20 protein-coding genes and 1 tRNA gene are annotated in these 18,000 nt (G+C 70.1%); 11 read left to right on the forward strand and 10 right to left on the reverse strand.

Annotation, left to right across the window (positions count from 1 at the left end; all coding sequences use genetic code 11):
* Nucleotides 1-65: 65 nt before the first annotated feature.
* From ACQRWP_RS30265 to ACQRWP_RS30280, 4 genes are all read left to right on the forward strand, one after another.
* Nucleotides 66-395 (forward strand): YbaB/EbfC family nucleoid-associated protein, encoded by a 330-nt coding sequence (locus ACQRWP_RS30265; RefSeq protein WP_007454690.1) that lies wholly within the window; start codon nt 66-68, stop codon nt 393-395.
* Nucleotide 396: 1 nt separating this feature from the next.
* The gene (locus tag ACQRWP_RS30270; protein WP_430499637.1) at nt 397-702 is read left to right on the forward strand and encodes a hypothetical protein; all 306 of its coding nucleotides are present in this window, start codon (nt 397-399) and stop codon (nt 700-702) included.
* Complete coding sequence (locus ACQRWP_RS30275; protein ID WP_430499638.1) at nt 702-1,376, forward strand: hypothetical protein; 675 nt, start codon at nt 702-704, stop codon at nt 1,374-1,376. The genes ACQRWP_RS30270 and ACQRWP_RS30275 overlap by 1 nt, the downstream gene beginning before the upstream one ends.
* Before the next feature lie 376 nt (nt 1,377-1,752).
* Complete coding sequence (locus ACQRWP_RS30280; RefSeq protein ID WP_430499639.1) at nt 1,753-2,592, forward strand: PSP1 domain-containing protein; 840 nt, start codon at nt 1,753-1,755, stop codon at nt 2,590-2,592.
* Between the two features lie 9 nt (nt 2,593-2,601).
* On the opposite strand, the gene ACQRWP_RS30285 is transcribed toward ACQRWP_RS30280, so the two are convergent.
* A complete protein-coding gene (locus ACQRWP_RS30285; protein WP_430499640.1) occupies nt 2,602-4,356 on the reverse strand; it encodes a metallophosphoesterase family protein in 1,755 nt (584 codons plus the stop codon).
* 144 nt (nt 4,357-4,500) lie between these two features.
* Here ACQRWP_RS30285 and ACQRWP_RS30290 point away from each other — a divergent pair.
* The 3 genes from ACQRWP_RS30290 to ACQRWP_RS30300 all read left to right on the forward strand — a co-directional run bounded on the left by ACQRWP_RS30290 (nt 4,501) and on the right by ACQRWP_RS30300 (nt 5,759).
* A tRNA-Thr gene (locus ACQRWP_RS30290) sits at nt 4,501-4,577 on the forward strand.
* A gap of 423 nt (nt 4,578-5,000) precedes the next feature.
* The gene (locus ACQRWP_RS30295; RefSeq protein WP_430499641.1) at nt 5,001-5,564 is read left to right on the forward strand and encodes a YbaB/EbfC family nucleoid-associated protein; all 564 of its coding nucleotides are present in this window, start codon (nt 5,001-5,003) and stop codon (nt 5,562-5,564) included.
* 54 nt (nt 5,565-5,618) lie between these two features.
* Nucleotides 5,619-5,759, forward strand: coding sequence for a DUF6228 family protein (locus tag ACQRWP_RS30300; RefSeq protein ID WP_430503337.1), 141 nt, complete (start codon nt 5,619-5,621; stop codon nt 5,757-5,759).
* Nucleotides 5,760-5,782: 23 nt separating this feature from the next.
* On the opposite strand, the gene ACQRWP_RS30305 is transcribed toward ACQRWP_RS30300, so the two are convergent.
* The 4 genes from ACQRWP_RS30305 to ACQRWP_RS30320 all read right to left on the reverse strand — a co-directional run bounded on the left by ACQRWP_RS30305 (nt 5,783) and on the right by ACQRWP_RS30320 (nt 8,361).
* A complete protein-coding gene (locus ACQRWP_RS30305) occupies nt 5,783-6,001 on the reverse strand; it encodes a hypothetical protein (protein ID WP_430499642.1) in 219 nt (72 codons plus the stop codon).
* A 118-nt stretch (nt 6,002-6,119) separates the two neighbouring features.
* A complete protein-coding gene (locus tag ACQRWP_RS30310) occupies nt 6,120-7,385 on the reverse strand; it encodes a glycosyltransferase (RefSeq protein WP_430499643.1) in 1,266 nt (421 codons plus the stop codon).
* Nucleotides 7,386-7,393: 8 nt separating this feature from the next.
* Nucleotides 7,394-8,014: a tetratricopeptide repeat protein gene (locus ACQRWP_RS30315; protein WP_430499644.1), complete on the reverse strand. Its 621-nt coding sequence runs from the start codon at nt 8,012-8,014 to the stop codon at nt 7,394-7,396.
* Nucleotides 8,014-8,361: a hypothetical protein gene (locus ACQRWP_RS30320; RefSeq protein WP_430499645.1), complete on the reverse strand. Its 348-nt coding sequence runs from the start codon at nt 8,359-8,361 to the stop codon at nt 8,014-8,016. Before ACQRWP_RS30320 ends, ACQRWP_RS30315 begins: the two co-directional genes overlap by 1 nt.
* Before the next feature lie 93 nt (nt 8,362-8,454).
* On the opposite strand from ACQRWP_RS30320, the gene ACQRWP_RS30325 reads away from it, so the two are divergent.
* Nucleotides 8,455-10,701, forward strand: coding sequence for a hypothetical protein (locus ACQRWP_RS30325; RefSeq protein ID WP_430499646.1), 2,247 nt, complete (start codon nt 8,455-8,457; stop codon nt 10,699-10,701).
* A gap of 553 nt (nt 10,702-11,254) precedes the next feature.
* Here the strand turns inward: ACQRWP_RS30325 and ACQRWP_RS30330 are convergent.
* Both ACQRWP_RS30330 and ACQRWP_RS30335 read right to left on the reverse strand, forming a co-directional pair.
* Nucleotides 11,255-12,130: a patatin-like phospholipase family protein gene (locus ACQRWP_RS30330; RefSeq protein WP_430499647.1), complete on the reverse strand. Its 876-nt coding sequence runs from the start codon at nt 12,128-12,130 to the stop codon at nt 11,255-11,257.
* A gap of 92 nt (nt 12,131-12,222) precedes the next feature.
* Entirely contained in the window at nt 12,223-12,867 is a 645-nt protein-coding gene (locus tag ACQRWP_RS30335; protein WP_430499648.1) for a class I SAM-dependent DNA methyltransferase, read from the reverse strand.
* A gap of 109 nt (nt 12,868-12,976) precedes the next feature.
* Here ACQRWP_RS30335 and ACQRWP_RS30340 point away from each other — a divergent pair, with 109 nt between their 5' ends.
* Nucleotides 12,977-13,531, forward strand: coding sequence for a DUF4240 domain-containing protein (locus ACQRWP_RS30340; protein WP_430499649.1), 555 nt, complete (start codon nt 12,977-12,979; stop codon nt 13,529-13,531).
* A 15-nt stretch (nt 13,532-13,546) separates the two neighbouring features.
* Here ACQRWP_RS30340 and ACQRWP_RS30345 read toward each other — a convergent pair whose 3' ends face one another.
* The 3 genes from ACQRWP_RS30345 to ACQRWP_RS30355 form a co-directional block, all read right to left on the reverse strand.
* Nucleotides 13,547-14,995, reverse strand: a complete 1,449-nt coding sequence (locus ACQRWP_RS30345; RefSeq protein WP_430499650.1) for a gamma-glutamylcyclotransferase family protein — start codon at nt 14,993-14,995, stop codon at nt 13,547-13,549.
* Between the two features lie 179 nt (nt 14,996-15,174).
* The gene (locus ACQRWP_RS30350) at nt 15,175-16,059 is read right to left on the reverse strand and encodes an SAM-dependent methyltransferase (protein ID WP_430499651.1); all 885 of its coding nucleotides are present in this window, start codon (nt 16,057-16,059) and stop codon (nt 15,175-15,177) included.
* 96 nt (nt 16,060-16,155) lie between these two features.
* Nucleotides 16,156-16,773 carry a pyridoxamine 5'-phosphate oxidase family protein gene (locus ACQRWP_RS30355; protein ID WP_430499652.1) on the reverse strand — a complete coding sequence of 206 codons (618 nt, stop codon included), beginning with the start codon at nt 16,771-16,773 and terminating at the stop codon, nt 16,156-16,158.
* Between the two features lie 165 nt (nt 16,774-16,938).
* Between ACQRWP_RS30355 and ACQRWP_RS30360 the strand changes: the two genes are divergently transcribed.
* Together ACQRWP_RS30360 and ACQRWP_RS30365 are read left to right on the forward strand one after the other, a co-directional pair.
* Nucleotides 16,939-17,445: a DUF2231 domain-containing protein gene (locus ACQRWP_RS30360; protein WP_430499653.1), complete on the forward strand. Its 507-nt coding sequence runs from the start codon at nt 16,939-16,941 to the stop codon at nt 17,443-17,445.
* Nucleotides 17,442-17,993 (forward strand): Hsp20/alpha crystallin family protein, encoded by a 552-nt coding sequence (locus ACQRWP_RS30365; RefSeq protein WP_430499654.1) that lies wholly within the window; start codon nt 17,442-17,444, stop codon nt 17,991-17,993. The genes ACQRWP_RS30360 and ACQRWP_RS30365 overlap by 4 nt, the downstream gene beginning before the upstream one ends.
* Nucleotides 17,994-18,000 lie beyond the last annotated feature (7 nt).

Raw genomic sequence — 18,000 nt, forward strand, 5'->3', positions numbered from 1 at the left:
GGTCCCAGTGCCGTGGTGACGGTGGCACCACACTGAGTGATGGATCACCCGGGAGGAGTCGGCCGATGCCGCGGGGGGAGATCGACGAAGCCTGGATCGAGGAGGCGGTGCGACGCTACCGCCGGATCGAGTCCCTCCAGGCCGAGTTCGACCAGGCGGTGTCGACCGTCGAGGTGACCGTCCGCTCGCCGGACGGCCTGGTCGAGGTGGTGGTCACCGCCGGTGGACGGATCACCGACGTCCGGTTCCTCGGGCCGCTGCACACCCGCAGCCCGCGCGACGTGGCCGGGTCGGTGCAGGCCGCGGTCACCGCGGCGGCCGACGCCGCCGAATGGGCCCGGGAGAAGCTGCACAACGAGACGTTCGCCGCCTACCGACCGCTCGCGGGGGCCTGAGATGGACACACTGCGCGCGCTCTCCGCCCGACTGGACGAGGCGAGCGCCACGCTCACCGTCGTTTCGCACACCGTCACCGCCAGCGATCCGGCCCAGGTCGCGTTCGGCGCCGGCGCCCCGGGCCGCCCGGGCGAGATCGGTCGGGCGCTGCACCGGCAGTGGACCACCGCCACCGACGACCGGGCCCGGGAGGCCCGCGCCGCCGCCGGTCGACTGGCCGCCGCCGCCGCGGCGGTGCGGGAGGCCGCCGACCGCTACGCCGAGGTCGACCGGGCGGCCCGCCGCCGGCTCACCGGGGAACCGTGATGGACGCGCTGGACCGGCTCGCCGAACCCGGCCTCGACCTGCTCCGCCGGGTGGACACGCTGATCGCGGCCGGCGTCCCCGAGGGGCACCGGGTCTGGCCGCTGCTGCGCCGCATGCAGGTGCTGCCGGGCGACGCGGTTCGCGGCTTCCTCGACCTGCACCCGGTGCCGCTCGCCAGCGCCGGCCACGCGGTGCGCCGGCTCGTCCGGGGGTACGACGACGTCTCCGCCGCGCTCACCGACTCGGTGCTCTGGTCCGGTCCGGCCGCCACGGCGTACGGGCAACAGCGGGCGGCGCTGCTACGCCACCTCGACGAGGGGCCGGACAGCCTGGTCGGCCGACTCGAATCCACCGCCGGTTACGCCGACGCCCTCGCCGACTGGGTGGAGGGCAGCCGTCTCGCGCTGGCCCGCACGTTGGCCGACGTGCTCCGCTCGGCCGAAGCGGTCGCCGTGGTCGCCGCCACCGGTGCGTCGACGCGCCCCGGGCCGGTCGGGCCCGGTGTGGCCGACGCCGCCGAGATCGCCGCACGGGTGCTGGCGGTGCTCTGCGTCGCGTACGACGGTGCGGAGACGTTGCTGCGTCAGTGGGCGCCGAGCCTGGCCGAAACCGCGTGGCGTCCGCCAACGGACGGGCGCCCCCGCTACGACCAGCCCACCCGGGTCGGCTGGTAACCGAGCCCGGTCCTCCGGCCGTGGCCGGGTCGCCCCGGATCTCGGTCCTCTGGCTGCGGCCGTATCGCCTCGGGTTTCGGTCCATGGCCGTGGCCGGGTTGCCCCGGACAGGCCACGGCGTCGCTCGCGGGCGCCTGGCCTGAGCCGACGCCCACGGCGACGCCGTGGTCTTCCCCCTGCACCCCCCGCAGGTCTGCCTCCACTCAACGCCGCCGAGGCACGTCTTGTCTCCTGCCCGGCCCCGGATTCAACCGTCCGGGCGAGCAGCAACGGCACGACGGGACGCCCGGCAATAGGTCAAGTCGACGGTCATGAATGGCAGCGGGGCGTGGCCGGCCGCTGCGCTTCGCGGCGTGACCCGTCGTAGGGTGGGGGGATGGGCATGCTCTGCGCGGTCAGCTTCAACCGGTACGGGCGGCTCTACTACCTCGACCCCGGTGAGTTGCGTCCGCAGGTGGGCGACCGGGTGCTGGTGCCCACCGATGACGGGCCCGAGGTGGCGGAGTGCGTGTGGGCCGCGCAGTGGGTGACCGAGGACACCGACGGCTTCCCCCGCCTGGTCGGGCTGGCCGGCGACGACGACCTCCACCGGGATGAGGCGTTGCGTCGGCGTAAGGCCGAGGCGAAGGTGGCCGCGAAACGGCTGATCCGCTCGCACGGCCTGCCGATGAAGGTGGTGGCGGTCGACCATGTGCTCGGCTCCGCCGAGAGCGGCGGTGAGCGCAGCACCGTGTACTTCACCGCCCCGCACCGGGTGGACTTCCGCTCCCTGGTCCGCGACCTGGGCGCGACCCTGCACTGTCGGGTGGAGCTGCGCCAGCTCTCCGCACGCGACTCCGCACGGGTGCAGGGCGGCATCGGCTCCTGCGGTCGCGACCTGTGCTGCGCCACGTTCCTCACCGACTTCGAGCCGGTGACCATCCGGATGGCGAAGGACCAGGACCTGCCGCTCAACCCGCTGCGCATCTCCGGCGCGTGCGGTCGGCTGATGTGCTGCCTCAAGTACGAGCACCCGCTGTACCAGCGCTTTCAGGAGACCGCCCCGGCGGTCGGCAGTCGGGTCTCCACCCCCGAGGGTGATGGTCGGGTCGTCGGCCACAGCGTCCCCCGCGACGCGGTGACCGTACGCCTGGACGCCGACGGCTCCCGCTGCTCCTGCTCCCGAGCCTCCGTCTGCGCCCCCCGCCAAGCCCACGACCAGCACTACACCCCCTAACCCGGGGGGTTAGTGCAGGACTGTGGGGGGTTCGGTTAGGTGGGGGTTTAGGGGGGACTTGGGGATCAGCCAGCTCTGTGTGGGGGACTGGTCGGGGTTCACCCGCCAGTCGCGGGAGACCCGGTCCACCCCGAGCGGGTAGATGGTCAACGTGCCGTCCGGGTCGATGCGCAGTCGCAGGAACGACTTGGAGTCCTCGATGCCCTGGCCGGCGAAGAGTTCGTTGACGTTCACGCCGAACGAGCCCGCCACCAGCAGGTACGCCGCCACCAGCTGGCTGGCGACCAGACCGATCACCGGGCCGTAGAGCACCGCCGCGGCGACCGCCGGCAGCGGCCACGGCCAGTCGTAGAACGGCAGCGCCAACCAGGCCCAGGTGCCCGCCGCCGCCAGAGCCACCTGCGCCACGCCGTGGCCGACGCCGAGGATCCAGTGCCGCGCGTGGCGTTTGCCGCTCGCGCTCGGCGGCTTGGCGAACAGGGCCGCTGCGATCACCGTCACGAGCACCATCAGCACCAGCGGGACGCTGAACAGCCGCTGGTTGGTGCTGTCGGCCCAGTTCGCCGTCGCACCCGCCATGGCCAGCATCAGCAGGGTGTGCAAAGTGCCGAGCAACGTGGTGAAGCCGGGATTGCGGAACGGCAACCGGGGGAAGATGCCCCAGCCGTAGCGGCGGGACCGCGCGGCATCCGGGTAACGGGCCACCAGGTCGTACGGCTGGGCGGAGCTGGCCTTGCGGGCCAGCGTGTCCCGCGGTGGCACCTCGATGCGCTCCGGCAGCTTGTGCGTGGGGTAGAGGTACGCGCCGCCCCCACCGCAGGTGATCAGCTGCCGGTCCGGCCCGGAGTAGCGGGCGTAGTGGTGCAGGTCGCCGGAGAGCAGCAGCCGCACCCGCGCCCCGGTGGGGTCGATGATCGTACGGATGAAGTAGTCGATCGAGTCGTACGCCGTGGGGTTGTCGGCGGCCTTGACCCAGGTCGGCGCCGGCGCTGCGATGATCACCTTGGACTCCGGCCCGAGCCGCCGGGCCACCTCGTCGAAGTAGGCCAGTTGCGGGTCGTCGAGGTACGACCCGGACTGGTCGTCCACGCCGAGCAACCACCAGCCGGCCGGCAGCTCCACGGCGAAGTACGACCGGGACTGCCCGGTGCCCCAGCCCGCGAAGTTGCGGTCCCGGGAGCGGACGAACAACCGCAGGAACGCGGTGAGGCCGTCGTACCAGTCGTGGTTGCCCGGCACGGCGAAGAGCGTCGGCTTCTCGGCCGGCGCCACCGGCAGGGCGGCCTGGTAGGGGCCCTTGCACCGGTCCTCGTAGGCGGCGTAGGCCGCTGACGGGTACACCTGGTCGCCGCCCATCACCAGGGTCTGCGCCCGGGGCAGGCGGTGCCCGTCGACGGCCAGCTCGGGCTGCGCCAGCAGGTACGCCACCGAGTAGGTGGCGTTGAAGCCGTCACCGAGGTCGGCCACGTAGTCGAGCCACAGTCCGCCGTCCGGCCCGACCTGGCGGAAGACGCCGTCGCCGAACGCGTTCTGCAACTCGCGCTTGTCGAGGTACGCCCCGAAGAGCACCGCCAGCAGCGTCCGGATGCCGGTGCTGATCAACAGAAACGGCGCCAGCCACGGCACCGGCTTGCGCGGCGTGAAGCCCAGCTCCAGCGGGTCGGTGCTGCGCGGCCGATGGGCGGCGCGTTCACCGGCTGGCGCACGGTCAGGGCGTTCGGTGGGCTCGTCCTGACGTTCGGGGTGGTCGCGTTCGTCGCTCACCCGCCGCAGCGTAGTCCCGGCCCCGATCATCCGCTGTCCGGTAAGCGTCCAGATGGCGGCCGATGTCCGGTTGGTGCTGGCGGGCGCGACGGGGGTATCCCGTTCGGTCGGTGCCGCCGGGGTGCCGTACACTTGCTGATCGTTGCCGCCTTAGCTCAGTCGGCTAGAGCGACGCACTCGTAATGCGTAGGTCGACGGTTCGATTCCGTCAGGCGGCTCCACTGAAAGGCCCAGGTCACCGGCTTGATCGCCGACCATGACCTGGGCCTTTTGCTTGCCCTCGCCAGGCGAGCAGCCAAGCGACCTGGCAGCGGGTCGCGGGGCCGCGGTCAGTGCGCCTTCCGGCGAGGGAGCTCCGGCTCCAGGATGGCCGGGGCACCGCCGGCGGGTCACGGCCGTGGGTGGTTGCGGTAGGCCTTCCCGCCTGGCATCGACCTGGGACGAGCCGAGCAGACCACCGCCCGACGCGCCGCGGTTCGCGCGTGTTTCCGCATGCACCTTCACTCGCCCTCCTGGTCGGCGCCCTGGTCGGCCTCACCCCATCGGTCTGACCGTCGCTGATCGCGATCGCTCTATTTCTCCTCACCGGTGTTCTGGGGTTGCGGGCTGTTCCTGGGATGCCGGGCGGACAGAGAGGAGCGTGAATGGATGCGTATCAGGCGGGCGGTGAACTCGCAGAGCTGCTGGATCGGGCCCGCGCTCAGGTCGGTGCGATGCAGGCGCCCACGCCGCCATCGATGCTCGAGGATCCCCATGCCATCGGCGTCGGTACGGCCGGGGACGGATTGGTGCGTGCGCAGATGGATGCGGACGGACGGCTGGTTGGGCTGCTACTGGACGAGCGCTCGACGTCGTTGCCGCGACACGAGCTCCAGCAGGAGATCATCGAGGCGGTGAACGCCGCCTGGGCGTCCGCGCCGGGCGCGGATCCGGCGGAGGCGGCCGTGTCGGCGGCGGATCGACGCCTTCTCCTGTCTGCTGCGTGGCCCGGCCGTCCCCACGTCCGGCTTCCAGCTGGCCTGGAAGGGTGTCCTCGGCATGGAGATCATCGACGGCCGCCCCGACGTGGCCCCGCCGCCCATCGCGGCAGCTACGTGGAGCTGCTCTACGAGGGCCCGCTGGACGGCACCGGCACCTGGCGCGACCTGGGCTGGACCGAGGACCCCTTCGGCGAGTTCGACGCCCACGACGAGTGGCGGCCCGCCTGACACCGCTCGCACGGTCCTGAGAGTTGATAAGCGCCACGCCCTCTGGATACGACGCTGCCCGGGTTCCTGGAGAGGCTCGCTGCCGATTGGGAAGGTTGGGGCGGCGCCGGTACCTGGACATCCATGGAACGCGAGCTGGTGATCGACGCTCGGCACGACGGGCCGGGCGACCTCACACATTTCCTCCGCACGTAGCAGCGGTCCGCATCAGATCGCTCCTACCGCAGCATGTCCGCGTCGCCCGTTTCATGATCGACAGCCACCCGCAGCGGCCAGGCAAAACTCACGATGTGACAGCGCCGCGTACCGGTCACGGTGACCACCTGCTCGACAGTCACCCCCTGCACGCTTGGCAGTTCGCGCAGATCCTGACGCTCGCCAAGGCGGCGGGCCAGGAATCGCATCGCGATCTGGACAGCCTCGTCAGTGTCAACCATGAGTCGACAGTAGGTGGTGGAGGCCGAACCCGGCGATCCATGGACCGTCGCCGCCGTCGTATTCCGGCCCACAGTCGGCCCTGAAGGCTCCCTGGGTGCTCGGACACCGCACGTGATGTCATATGTTCAGCAGGCCACCGTTGCGCAGGGCGTCATCCTTGATCGCGATGAGATTCGCGGATACGTACGGGATGTTGTGCGCCTGGTGCCACTCGCTCGGGAAGTACGTAACCAGCCGCGAAGCCTGAAATCGGCATTTGATTTCAGGTACGAACCGAGAATATTTGCCGTCCGTGAAGTACCAGAACGAGTTTTCGTTGTAGAACGCCACATGCGTCGGATCCTGGTAGGCGCCTCGACCGTCGGTGCTGGGCGTCAGCGACAACAACATCCCGTTCGGCGCGAGTAGCCGGTACAGCTCGTTGAAAAGTGCGATCTTGTCTGGGATGTGTTCCAGGAAATCCACCGCCCGAATGACCCCGACGCTGTTGTCCGGCAGGTCGACACCTTTCGTGATGTCGCAGACGATGTCCACACCTGACCCGTCGTGGTAATCCAGACCGAGGTACCCTTCCGGCTTGTTGTGCGCGGCGCCCAGGTCGAGCGCCAAAAGTCCCTGCCGACGTGACCAGGCCAGCACGTTATGTTGAATGTTCCGGTCGTAGATCTCCACCGTGCGCTGCTGGATGCGAGCGTTGACTTCTGGAATGCGCTGCGTGTTCTTGGCGTGCATGCGCTGGAGGTACAGGCATTTCTGAATGTGATGGAACTCGCTCAGCTGGTACATCCGAGCCATGAGATCGGCGTCGTCCGCAACGTCGAGCGACTCGTCGTACCCGCCGACCTTCTCGTAGATGTCCCGGCGGAACGCCCGTACATGGTTCGGTGCGTACCAGATGTAGCTCACGTTGTGTGGCGTCGGCGGCAACGCCCGGCAGACCAGCACCTCGCGGCCGTCCACCTTGTCGTCGTAGTGCCGCCAGCCGAACGAACTCGCGAAACGGTCTTCAGAGCGGCCGCCGTCCTCCTGGATCTGCGCCGTGTCGCTGTAGACGAACCCCACCTCCGGGTTGGAGTCGAAGGCGTCGACGATCTCTTGCAGACAGTCACTGCTGAGCAGGTCGTCGTCGTCAAGCTCGACCAGGATGTCACCGGTAGCCTCGGCGCAGGCGTACCCCTTCACCGCGCCGACGCCGTTCAGGTCATCTTGGACAATGAGCCTGATCCGATCGTCGTGCCTCTCGGGCCGCCAACGCGACCCCTGATTGAGGATGACCACCCACTCCCAGTCGGTGAAAGTCTGCGCGACGAGCGATTCGAAGCATTCGTCGATGAAGCGGGTGCGGTTGCTCCCCGTGAACACCGTTACGCGAGGTGTGCGCATTGAGCCAATCACCGACCCGCCGAAGTCGAAGACCGAGCGGTAGGAGTCGTGCGGTACTTCGCGGGAACGGCTGAGGTGAGCCCCTTGTCCAGACGGATCGCCGCCTTGAAGGCGTCCCGCGCTGCCGCGTCCTCACCGGATTGGGACAGCAACATGCCCAGTCGAAGGTAAGCGGTTGACGACTTGTCGTCGATCGACACGACCTTGCGGTAGATGTCTATCGCCGTCGTCGGCGCCTTGCCTTCCATTGCTATGGCCTTGTTGTAAAGGGCCGGCTTGTAGTTGGCGTCTGCCGCCAGTGCCTTGTCGTAGTTACTGATCGCCTCGTCGCCCTGGTTGCGAGACTGGGCGATGTAGCCCAGGTTGAACCAGGCGAACTTGTTGTCGGCCTCGGCGTCCAGCAGCTTCTCGAAGGTGGCCTTCGCCGCGTCGAAGTTCCCGGCCTGGCCCTGCTCGACACCGAGCTTGAGCAGATCCGCCGGCGTAGTTTCGGTGCCGCCGTTCGACTTGTCGGTGTTGCCGGCGTTGTTCGTCTGCGGCTTTTCGGCAGGCTTGTCGCTGCATGCCGTGACTCCGGTCAGCAGGACCGCACCGCAGGCGAGCGACCCGAATATCTGACGCATGTCCATTACTCCTCCTCGACGGTAACGGGGCGGTTCGACCTGCTGTTCGGCCGGTTGGCGTCGCTACTGTTTGATGTCGCCCGGCCCGACGTGTTGGACGGAGCCGTCAATGCCAACGGTGTGGCGAGTGAAATGCAGGAGACCCAGATGTCGGCGCCTCCGCCGGTGAAGGTGAACTGGTAGCCACTGGTCGAGAGTGGCTGGATGAGCACAGGGTTGACGCCTGCTCCCGAGAGCTGGTATCCGGTTCCCACAGCAATATCTCCGGCCTGGCAGCCGAAATTCACAGGGGTGTCTGCAATAACGGTCAGAGGGCCCTGAATGTAGGCGGCCTCGATTCCGTTGCCCGCCACTCCCTGCGCGCCCTGGGCGCCCTGCGGTCCTGGTACGCCCTGAAGTCCTTGTGCCCCCGTGTCTCCCTGGGCGCCCTGCGCACCTTGGGCGCCTTGGAAACCCTGGGCGCCGGTGGCGCCTTGAGCGCCCGCGTCGCCCTGCGCGCCTTGAGCCCCTGCGTCGCCCTGCGCGCCTTGAGCGCCCGCGTCGCCTTGCGGGCCTTGGGCGCCGGTGGCGCCTTGGAAGCCTTGGGCGCCTTGAGCGCCTTGAGCGCCTGCGTCGCCCTGTGGGCCTTGGGCGCCGGTGGCACCTTGAGCGCCCGCGTCGCCTTGCGAGCCCTGCGCGCCGGTGGCGCCTTGGAAGCCTTGGAAGCCTTGGAAGCCTTGGGCGCCTGCGTCGCCCTGTGGGCCTTGGGCGCCCGCGTCGCCTTGCGGGCCTTGGGCGCCGGTGGCACCTTGAGCCCCCGCGTCGCCTTGCGGACCCTGCGCGCCGGTGGCGCCCTGGAAGCCTTGGGCACCTTGAGCCCCCGCGTCGCCCTGTGGGCCCTGCGCGCCGGTGGCGCCTTGAGCCCCCGTGTCGCCCTGCGAGCCCTGCGCGCCGGTGGCGCCTTGAGCGCCCGCGTCGCCTTGCGGGCCTTGGGCGCCGGTGGCACCTTGAGCGCCCGCGTCGCCCTGCGAGCCCTGCGCGCCGGTGGCGCCTTGGAAGCCTTGGGCGCCTTGAGCGCCTTGAGCGCCTGCGTCGCCCTGTGGGCCCTGCGCGCCGGTGGCGCCTTGAGCGCCCGCGTCGCCTTGCGGGCCTTGGGCGCCGGTGGCACCTTGGGCGCCCGCGTCGCCTTGCGGGCCCTGTGCGCCGGTGGCGCCTTGGGCGCCGGTGTCGCCCTGTGCGCCGGTGGCGCCTTGGAAGCCTTGGGCGCCTTGAGCACCCGCGTCGCCCTGTGGGCCCTGGGCGCCGGTGGCGCCTTGAGCCCCCGCGTCGCCCTGCGAGCCCTGCGCGCCGGTGGCGCCTTGAGCGCCCGCGTCGCCTTGCGGGCCTTGGGCGCCGGTGGCACCTTGGGCGCCTGCGTCGCCCTGCGCGCCGGTGGCGCCTTGGAAGCCTTGGAAGCCTTGGGCGCCTTGAGCACCCGCGTCGCCCTGTGGGCCCTGGGCGCCGGTGGCACCTTGGGCACCCGCGTCGCCCTGCGCGCCCTGCGCGCCGGTGTCGCCCTGCGCGCCGGTGGCGCCTTGGAAGCCTTGGGCGCCTTGAGCGCCTGCGTCGCCCTGTGGGCCCTGCGCGCCGGTGGCACCTTGAGCCCCCGCGTCGCCCTGCGCGCCTTGCGCGCCGGTGTCGCCCTGCGCGCCGGTGGCGCCTTGGAAGCCTTGAGCGCCTGCGTCGCCCTGTGGGCCCTGCGCGCCGGTGGCACCTTGAGCCCCCGCGTCGCCCTGTGGGCCTTGGGCGCCCGCGTCGCCTTGGGCGCCGGTGTCGCCTTGCGGGCCTTGGGCGCCGGTGGCACCTTGAGCCCCCGTGTCGCCCTGCGAGCCCTGCGCGCCGGTGGCGCCTTGAGCGCCCGCGTCGCCTTGCGGGCCTTGGGCGCCGGTGGCACCTTGAGCCCCCGCGTCGCCCTGCGAGCCCTGCGCGCCGGTGGCGCCTTGGAAGCCTTGTGCGCCTTGAGCACCCGCGTCGCCCTGTGGGCCCTGGGCGCCGGTGGCACCTTGGGCACCCGCGTCGCCCTGCGCGCCTTGCGCGCCGGTGTCGCCCTGCGCGCCGGTGGCGCCTTGGAAGCCTTGGGCGCCTTGAGCGCCTGCGTCGCCCTGTGGGCCCTGGGCGCCGGTGGCACCTTGAGCCCCCGCGTCGCCCTGTGGGCCTTGGGCGCCCGCGTCGCCTTGCGGGCCCTGGGCTCCGGTGGCGCCTTGGGCGCCTGCGTCGCCCTGCGCGCCGGTGGCGCCTTGGAAGCCTTGGGCGCCTTGAGCGCCTGCGTCGCCTTGTGGGCCTTGGGCGCCGGTGGCACCTTGAGCCCCCGCGTCGCCCTGTGGGCCCTGGGCGCCGGTGGCACCTTGAGCACCTGCGTCGCCCTGCGCGCCTTGCGCGCCCGTGTTGCCCTGAGCGCCCGCCTCGCCTTGGAAGCCTTGTGCGCCCTGAGCGCCTGCGTCGCCCTGGGCACCTTGAGCACCGTGAGCGCCTGCGTCGCCTTGGGCGCCTTGAGCACCCTGGGGGCCTTGAGCGCCATGCTTGTCGTGCGGGTAGTCCCCCTTGTCCTTGTCGTGCTTGTCCTTGTCGTGACCACCCCAGGGGCTCTGCCAGCCCTGCGGACCGTAGTCCGTTTGTCCGTCGGGGTACTGGTCCCACGAATCGCCGGGTCCGTCGTCGTCTTGGCGGACAGTTGACCAGGATGACGGCCACCCGCCGCGTTGGCCCAGCGGACCGGGCGTACCGATGTGTACGTCCTGTGCGGACGGCTTCGTCTCCACCGGTTGCGCCGCGGCTGCGGGCCCACCCGTCATCCCGACTACCAGTAGGGCGGAGCTCAGCCCTGAAGCGGCCCGGCCATGGTTCAGGCTGCGCCGCAGCCGTCGGTTGTTGCTCATGACCCCTCCAGAGCCGCCCCGGATACACCCAGAGCTACGTGCTAGTCACTTGCCGTCATTATGGGCGAGTCGTAGCGTATTCGACCAGTTGGTTGGTCGAGAGAGGTTTTGGCCGTACTTGGGTACATTTAGGAGAAGGCGGAACTTATTTGCGATAGGGGCATAAGTCCTGGCCGCCGCGTTGTGGGCCGCCGATCCCAAGGACTCGTCACGTTCTTCGGTGGATGACCGCCACGACCCGGAGGCTCGTCCGGGACAGCCGGTTGGCCCGCAGTAGGCGCGACGCCCATGCTGGGAAACCGCCACCGTGCCTGTCGTGTGCGGAACGACGGCACGCGGAGGCCTGGGCTTGTCAGCCTCGCGGTTCCCGCCCCGGCGTTGTTTCCGCGAGTGCGGCCGCCACCCGGGGCGCCTCGCGGCGGCCCTGCTCGCGGGCTGCGGCCACGAGCGCGGGCACGACAGATCGGTCCATCACGCTGGTCCCCTGGGCTCGTTTGGAGGCTGGGTCCCGGAGCAGCAACTCCACCCGGCGACCCGTTTCCAGCGCGGCTCGCTGATTGTCGATGCGCGCCCAGGGCCCGATCGCGGCGGTGCTCGGCGCGAGGGCGATGACCGGGCCGTTTCCGGGGGCGAGGTCGAGGTTGAGGGTCGACCGCATGCCGCCGTCCATGTAGCGGCGGTCACCGATGCTGACCGGGGCTGCGGAGATCGGCATGGCGCAGCTTGCGGCGACGGCGTCGACCAGGGGGACGCCATCGTGCCGGCTGATGGTGCGACTGGCGCCGGTCTCGGTGTCGACGACCACGATGCGAAGGTCCGCGTCGTCCGGCCAGGCGTGGTTGGGCAGGCGGGCCTCGGCTATCCGGCGCTGCCGGGACGGGTCGTCGATGCGTGCGGCGAGGGCGAGTCGACCGAGGCGGCGAGCGGCCTGCTCGGGGCTGCGCGCGAACAGTTGTGCCCGTGCGAGCCGAAGTAGGTGGAGAAGGCCCAGCGCAGGTGAGGTTTCGTGGGCGATGCCGGCGCGCTGGCCCTCGAAGAGTTCCGCGAGTGGGGTGCCGCTGGCGAGCTGAGCGCCCACAACGGCACCGGAGCTGGTGCCGATGAGGACGGCCTCCGGGGCCACTGTCGCTCCCTCGTCCTCTAGCCCGGTGAGGATGCCGATTTCCCAGGCGATGCCGGCAACTCCACCGCCGCCGAGCACCCAGACGGGCCGCGCGTCGTCCGACATCAGTCGCCTCATTCGAAGTCGAATACTGCTAACGCTGTACGCAGTTTAGCGTAGCGGCGGTGGCGGAGGATAGACAAGGGTTGCGGTGCCGTTCAGGGCTCCCGTCGTCCGAGGATGATCCCGCCGAGCCGGCTCTCCGCCGAGGTGACGGTGGTCTGCGAGTCGATCGTGAAGCCGCTCTGGCGTAGCCAGGCCGCCACCTGGGCTGGCTGCCGACGATGGACGTGCACGTTCATCGGGTGCCCGCCGTAGCCCTCGGTCTTGAGGGTCGTTTCGTCGCCCACGTGGAAGCCGAGCAGCAGCGGGCCACCGGGCCGGACCACCCGCCGGAAGTGGGCGAACACCACACCGATCTGGTCGTCGGGGATGTGAATGAGGGAGTACCAGGCGACCAGGCCGGCGACCGAGCCGTCGGCCAGATCGAGGTCGGTCATCGAGCCGACCTCGAACCTCAGCTCACTGTGGTCACGGCGGGCCACGTCGATCATTCCGGGCGAGAGATCGATCCCGAAGGCGTCGACGCCGAGCGTGTGAAGGTGGGCGGTGATCCGCCCCGTCCCGCAGCCCACATCCGCGACCGGCCCGCCGCCGGCACCCTGCAGGAGCTCGGCGAACGATGCCAGGGCGGCTCGTTCGTACGGTGCCTCCGCCAGGAGGTCACGTACCAGGTGCGCGTAGCTGACCGCGACCGTGTCGTAGGAGGTGCGGGTCGCTGTCAACCAATCGTCGTCGTTCATCAGGCAACGCTAGAGCAGCGGCACGACGACCGACCGATGTGGAGAGCTGACGGGGCCGGCGGTCTGTGGTGGCGGTGAAAGTGTCGGCGGTGGTCGATATGGTCCGGCGGTGACCGTGACCACCGATGCCCCTGGGACGCTGCCCACCCCCGCCGACGAGGCCCGGCTGTGGGCACTCATCGAGGCTGCCTGGGCCGAGTTGGGCGCCGAGCCCTTGGCGCTGCGGCAGGCCCTCGTCGAGCGCGACCCCGACGGCGACGACGGCGACGACGATGACAGCCCGTCCTACGCGATCGACGCCTGGCTTGATGCCTTCCTGGACCACCTCGGGCAGCTGACCGTCGAGCTGACCGGGCAGGAGTTGACGGATCTCGACCGGGTGGTGGAGCGCAAGCTGCACGACATCGATCGGGAGGACATCCACGAGGTGACCGACGGGTCGGACGACGGCTTCCTCTACGCCCGAGGTTTCATCGTGGCCCTGGGGCGGTCGTACTACGAGGCGGTCCGCGCCGACCCCGCGCTGGCTCTGCTGGACGCCGACTGCGAAGGCATGTGCTACTTCTTCGCGCACCTGCACAACGAACGGTTCGGTTCGTGGCCGGAGACCGGCTCGGGGATCTCCCGGGAGTCGTTCGGCAACCCGGCCGGCTGGTCGGCCTGATCGTTGCCGTCTGCATCAGCCCGGTTTGCGCTGCTGAGGTGGGGCTGCTTCCGTCGCCGGCAGTTCGATCCGGCGGAGGCTGACCACCGAGACGCCCGGCGGAGTGCTGGTATACCGCTCCAGGTTCTCCAGCAGGCCCTGGTGTCGCGCGTGTGCCTTGCAGACGCTGTCCAGATACTCCTGCCGGATCCGCGCGGTGCCCATCACGATGCCCTGGCGTGCCCGGTCGACCTGCTCCTGCCGCCCGGTGTAGATCCACACCACGTCGGGCACCACTGTGCCGGCCGGCACCGAAAGCCCGGTGGTGAGCACCGTGCGCTGGTAGTTGCCCTCGCGTTTGTCCAGCTCGACGAGTTGCTCTCCCCGCACGAGGATCAGGATTCCGTCGAGGGCCGCCGAGGCATCAACGTCCGGCTCGGCATTGAGGAACAGCACCTGGATCTCGGGTTCGTCACCGCTCGCCACGTCCTGGTAGCGGATACGGCCCGGTCCGGTGTTGTCGGTGCAGACACTCCACGTCCGGCGCCAGCCGTCCAGGGCGGCACGGCAGTAGTCGACGCCCTCCCGAGCGGGTCGACCGAGCAGGTCGCTGACCGTCTCGGGCGCGACCAGTGACCCGTACGCGAAGATCCCGTACGTCGCCGGCTCGTCGAAGCGATCCCAGCCGCGCCAGTCGCGAGGCCGTCGGGTCAGGTCAGGTTCGATCGGCACCGCCCTACCCTCGTGGAAATCCTTGGCGAGCGCATAGCTGCGCTGGTCGTGGACGCTGATGTTCAACCCGGCGACCCTGGCCTCCACCACCACGAAGATGTGGTAGGTGCGGCTGTCGAGCTGCCGGCCCTGCACACTCGTCGCCCGCCCGTCGCGCAGAGGCGCCCTGAGCGGAATCCAGAGGGTCAGCGGCATGCACGAGTCGACCCGGGGCCACACCCGTTCCTCCACCTCGGTGGCCTCCGGGCTGAGCACCTGGAGCTGCTCGCGTTTGAAGAAGGTGCTGCCGTCGATGAGCGACGTAGAACGGAAGGCCAGGTAGGCGCGTGCCCGGATGTCGCTCAGTGCGACGCCGTGAATCTTCTTGTAGAAGCGGATCGCGATGATTCCGTCCGTGCTGACCTGCACCGGCCCGGCGGTGTCCGACCGCAGTTCGGCGAGGCTGGACAGACTTCCCTTGGCCCGCCAGGTGAAGAATTCAGTGGCGAAGACCCGGATCATGACGATGCCGATGATCGCGGCCGGGGTGACCGCGCCGAGAAGGCTCGCCAGTGTGGCGAGGAATTCGTGCCAGGTGTTCCCATCCTGCCGGGGAAAGTCCTCCGCGCCGAGGAGCGACCGAGCGGTCGCCAGCCAGGTCTGCGGGAAACCGTTCGGTCCGCCACGGTCGGTCGGCTCGGGGCCGGTGGTGAGCATCGCGGCCACGGTGAAGGCCGCCGAGACGGCCGCGACGAAGAGAACCAGCGCCGTCACCAGCTGCCAGGCGGAGGCACGAGCGACCCAGAAGCGGCCGGCCCTGCGGATGACGGGGTGCGACCCAGGCCAGCTCGTCCTCATTGGACCCCTTCCCGTGGGGATCCAGCGTAGGCGTGCGAGCGTCATCGGTGAGTGTCATTCAACAGACATGCCGATCCGCGACGACGGGCGATACCTCAGGCCTTCTCGAGCACGATCAAGCGGTACTCCAACCAACGCCGTGACAATCCAGCCTGCAACGCTGAACCGCCAATCATGTTGGCCCAGAATGGCTTCTCGACAAGACGGCTGCGAAGCCGTGGAAGCGCGGCTGTGGCGCCGACAGCCAGCTTGATCACGCGGTCGCGGGGCCGCCCCAGGTGCAGGTATGGGGTGAGATCCAGGTCCTCGACCAAGCGCAAGCCAGCGCGCTCGGACATGGCGACCAGCTCGGCCACGGTGTGCAAGCTTCCGACCCGCCAGCCGGCGCGGAACTGGTCGAGACAACGCTCCCGAGCGGCGAGCCCACGATCCTTCTCGGTCATCCAGTCGTCGCACAGGATGAGGCGGCCACCAGGGCGCAGCCGCTCCACCAGGGACGGGATCAGGTTCTCCAGCGACGGCGAGTGGACGACCGCCTCCACGGCGACCATGGCGTCGTAGTGCGGTTCCGCGGGCAGCTCGGCGAAGTCGGCACAGATCACGTCACAGCGGCCGGTCAGTCCTTCGCGGGCAAACCGCTTCGCTGCGATCTCGGCCTGCACGCGGCTGATGGTCACCCCGGAGACGAACCCGTCCACCTCGCGGGCCAAGCGAACCATCGTCCCGCCGACACCACAGCCAAGGTCAAGCACCCTCGCGCTTCCCGCAGGGACCTGCCCGCGCAAGCGCTCGATGATCAGGCGGTTGACGGTGTCCATGGCCGCTGCCGTGTTCGCGACGTCCGGCGTCCACACACCGCGATGGATAGCGTCAATGCCTGGGCTCTCGGCAACCAGGAGGAACCGACGCGTGTTGTCGTCGTAGTAGTCAGCGACGCGATCAACGTGGCCAGACGCGCCTCGTTCAGTTGCCGAACTCATCGACGAAAGCTATCAGGTCACCCACGGGACCGTGACTATCGGTAACCGTAGGTCAACGCGCATGATCGAGCACGATCTTCCTGTCGTGCGGAGGGATCAGACGTAGATCTTCGTGGCGTACGCCGGGCCGTAGTGCCGTTCCAGGTCTTCGAGGCTCTCCGTCGGGGCCTCGACCTCCTTGATCAGGCGTGCCCGGGACGGCAGTGCCTCGGGCTGCCAGGTCTCCGGCCGCCACAGCGCGGACCGTAGGAACGCCTTCGCGCAGTGGTAGAAGATCTGCTCGATCTCCACCACCACGGCGAGCACCGGTCGGTGCCCCTTGACCACCATGTCGTCGAACCACGGCGCGTCGCTGACCAGGCGGGCCCGCCCGTTGATCCGCAGCGTGTCGGTCCGACCGGGGATCAGGAAGAGCAACCCGATGTGTGGGTTGTCGAGGATGTTGCGGTAGCCGTCGGCCCGCTTGTTGCCGGGCCGCTCGGGCAGCGCGATGGTCGTGTCGTCCAGCACCAGGGCGAACCCGGCCGGGTCGCCCTTGGGTGAGACGTCGCAGCTGCCGTCCGCGCCGGCCGTGGCCATCAGGCAGAACGGCGAGGCACCGAGCCACTCGCGGTCCCGCTCGTGCAGGCGGGTGCGTTCCTTGTTGACGACCCGCGCGGTCGGCACGCCGAGCAGCTCGCGCAACTCCTCGTGCGAGGTGATCTCCACCGTCACGTTGATCCTCCCTCAGCCGTTGACCCGGTGGCGGGCACCACCGTCGTCAGCCTAGGCCGCCGTGACCAGCGCGAGGTTTGTGCTTGGTTGCCGGGGGTACGGCCTCACCCGACGCGCCGCCGCACGTGACCGTTCCGCAGAACGCCGACCAGTGGAGGCCGGGAGATGGAGAGCCGACTCAAGGTGCTGGGGCACCCAGTCCACCCGATGCTGGTGATGTTCCCGGTCGCGCTGCTGGCCACGGCGGTGCTGTTCGACGTGGTGGACACCGTCGGCGGTCCCGACTTCCTCGGCGAGGTCGCGTACTGGAACATCACCGTCGGTCTGATCGGTGGCCTGCTCGCCGCGGCGGCCGGCACGTTCGACCTGCTCGCGATCCCGACCGGCACCCGCGCCAAGCGGGTGGGTCTGCTGCACGCAGGCGCCAACGTCGCGGTGATCCTGCTCTTCGCCGCCGTGTGGGCGGTGCGGCTCAACGCGGATTCCCGGGCCGCCGGCGGGGCACTGGTCGCCATCGAGGTGGTCGCGCTGGCGATTCTCGGCATCAGCGCCTGGCTCGGTGGTGAGCTGGTCGACCGGCTCGGTGTGGGCGTCGACCGCGACGCCGGCCTGGACGCGCCCAGCTCACTACGGCCGCCGACGGCCGCCCAGCGGATCGGAGAGGTGCGATGAGCGAGCAGCAGTTTGGCGGCTTCGGCCGGGGGTGGCGCGGCAGCCGGCAGCAGGGCTGGGACCCGATGGGGGAGTTGCAGTCGCTGCGCTCCGAGTTGAGTCGCCTGGTCGGTGGTCGCGGCGGGGCGTCCGACGTCGAGTTGACCGAGACCTCGGACGGCTGGGAGGTCGTCGTCCGGCTGCCCGGGGTGGCGCCGGAGGAGGTGGCCGTCGAGTTGGACGACCGCGAGTTGTGCGTGCGGGCCCGCTCGGAGGCGGAGGTCAACGCCGACCAGGGCATCCCCGGCGGCTTCGAGACGCGCGGCTTCGAGTACCGGGTCAACCTGCCGGCGCGGGTCGACCCGGACACCATCGACGCGGTGATGGACCACGGCCTGCTCCGGGTCCGGCTGCCGCGGGCGACCCGGCCCGCGCCGCGCACCATCACCGTCGGCCGCACCGGGCCGCGCTCCGGCGACCTCTCCACGGGTACGCCGATGTCAGCCGATCCCGCCGCGGACCGGGAGCTGCACCGCCCGGACACCGCGGGCGAGATCGACCGGCCGTAGCGGACCG

It is taken from the genome of Micromonospora trifolii, from assembly GCF_050516465.1.
GTDB lineage: Bacteria > Actinomycetota > Actinomycetes > Mycobacteriales > Micromonosporaceae > Micromonospora > Micromonospora trifolii.

Coding starts and splice junctions, on each gene's coding strand:
- ACQRWP_RS30270 (WP_430499637.1), top strand. CDS start 397: ATGGACACACTGCGCGCGCTCTCCGCCCGACTGGACGAGGCGAGCGCC.
- ACQRWP_RS30265 (WP_007454690.1), top strand. CDS start 66: ATGCCGCGGGGGGAGATCGACGAAGCCTGGATCGAGGAGGCGGTGCGA.
- ACQRWP_RS30305 (WP_430499642.1), bottom strand. CDS start 6,001: ATGGTTGACACTGACGAGGCTGTCCAGATCGCGATGCGATTCCTGGCC.
- ACQRWP_RS30335 (WP_430499648.1), bottom strand. CDS start 12,867: ATGAACGACGACGATTGGTTGACAGCGACCCGCACCTCCTACGACACG.
- ACQRWP_RS30315 (WP_430499644.1), bottom strand. CDS start 8,014: ATGGACATGCGTCAGATATTCGGGTCGCTCGCCTGCGGTGCGGTCCTG.
- ACQRWP_RS30350 (WP_430499651.1), bottom strand. CDS start 16,059: ATGAGTTCGGCAACTGAACGAGGCGCGTCTGGCCACGTTGATCGCGTC.
- ACQRWP_RS30275 (WP_430499638.1), top strand. CDS start 702: ATGGACGCGCTGGACCGGCTCGCCGAACCCGGCCTCGACCTGCTCCGC.
- ACQRWP_RS30295 (WP_430499641.1), top strand. CDS start 5,001: ATGGATGCGTATCAGGCGGGCGGTGAACTCGCAGAGCTGCTGGATCGG.
- ACQRWP_RS30310 (WP_430499643.1), bottom strand. CDS start 7,385: ATGCGCACACCTCGCGTAACGGTGTTCACGGGGAGCAACCGCACCCGC.
- ACQRWP_RS30280 (WP_430499639.1), top strand. CDS start 1,753: ATGGGCATGCTCTGCGCGGTCAGCTTCAACCGGTACGGGCGGCTCTAC.
- ACQRWP_RS30360 (WP_430499653.1), top strand. CDS start 16,939: ATGGAGAGCCGACTCAAGGTGCTGGGGCACCCAGTCCACCCGATGCTG.
- ACQRWP_RS30365 (WP_430499654.1), top strand. CDS start 17,442: ATGAGCGAGCAGCAGTTTGGCGGCTTCGGCCGGGGGTGGCGCGGCAGC.
- ACQRWP_RS30330 (WP_430499647.1), bottom strand. CDS start 12,130: ATGTCGGACGACGCGCGGCCCGTCTGGGTGCTCGGCGGCGGTGGAGTT.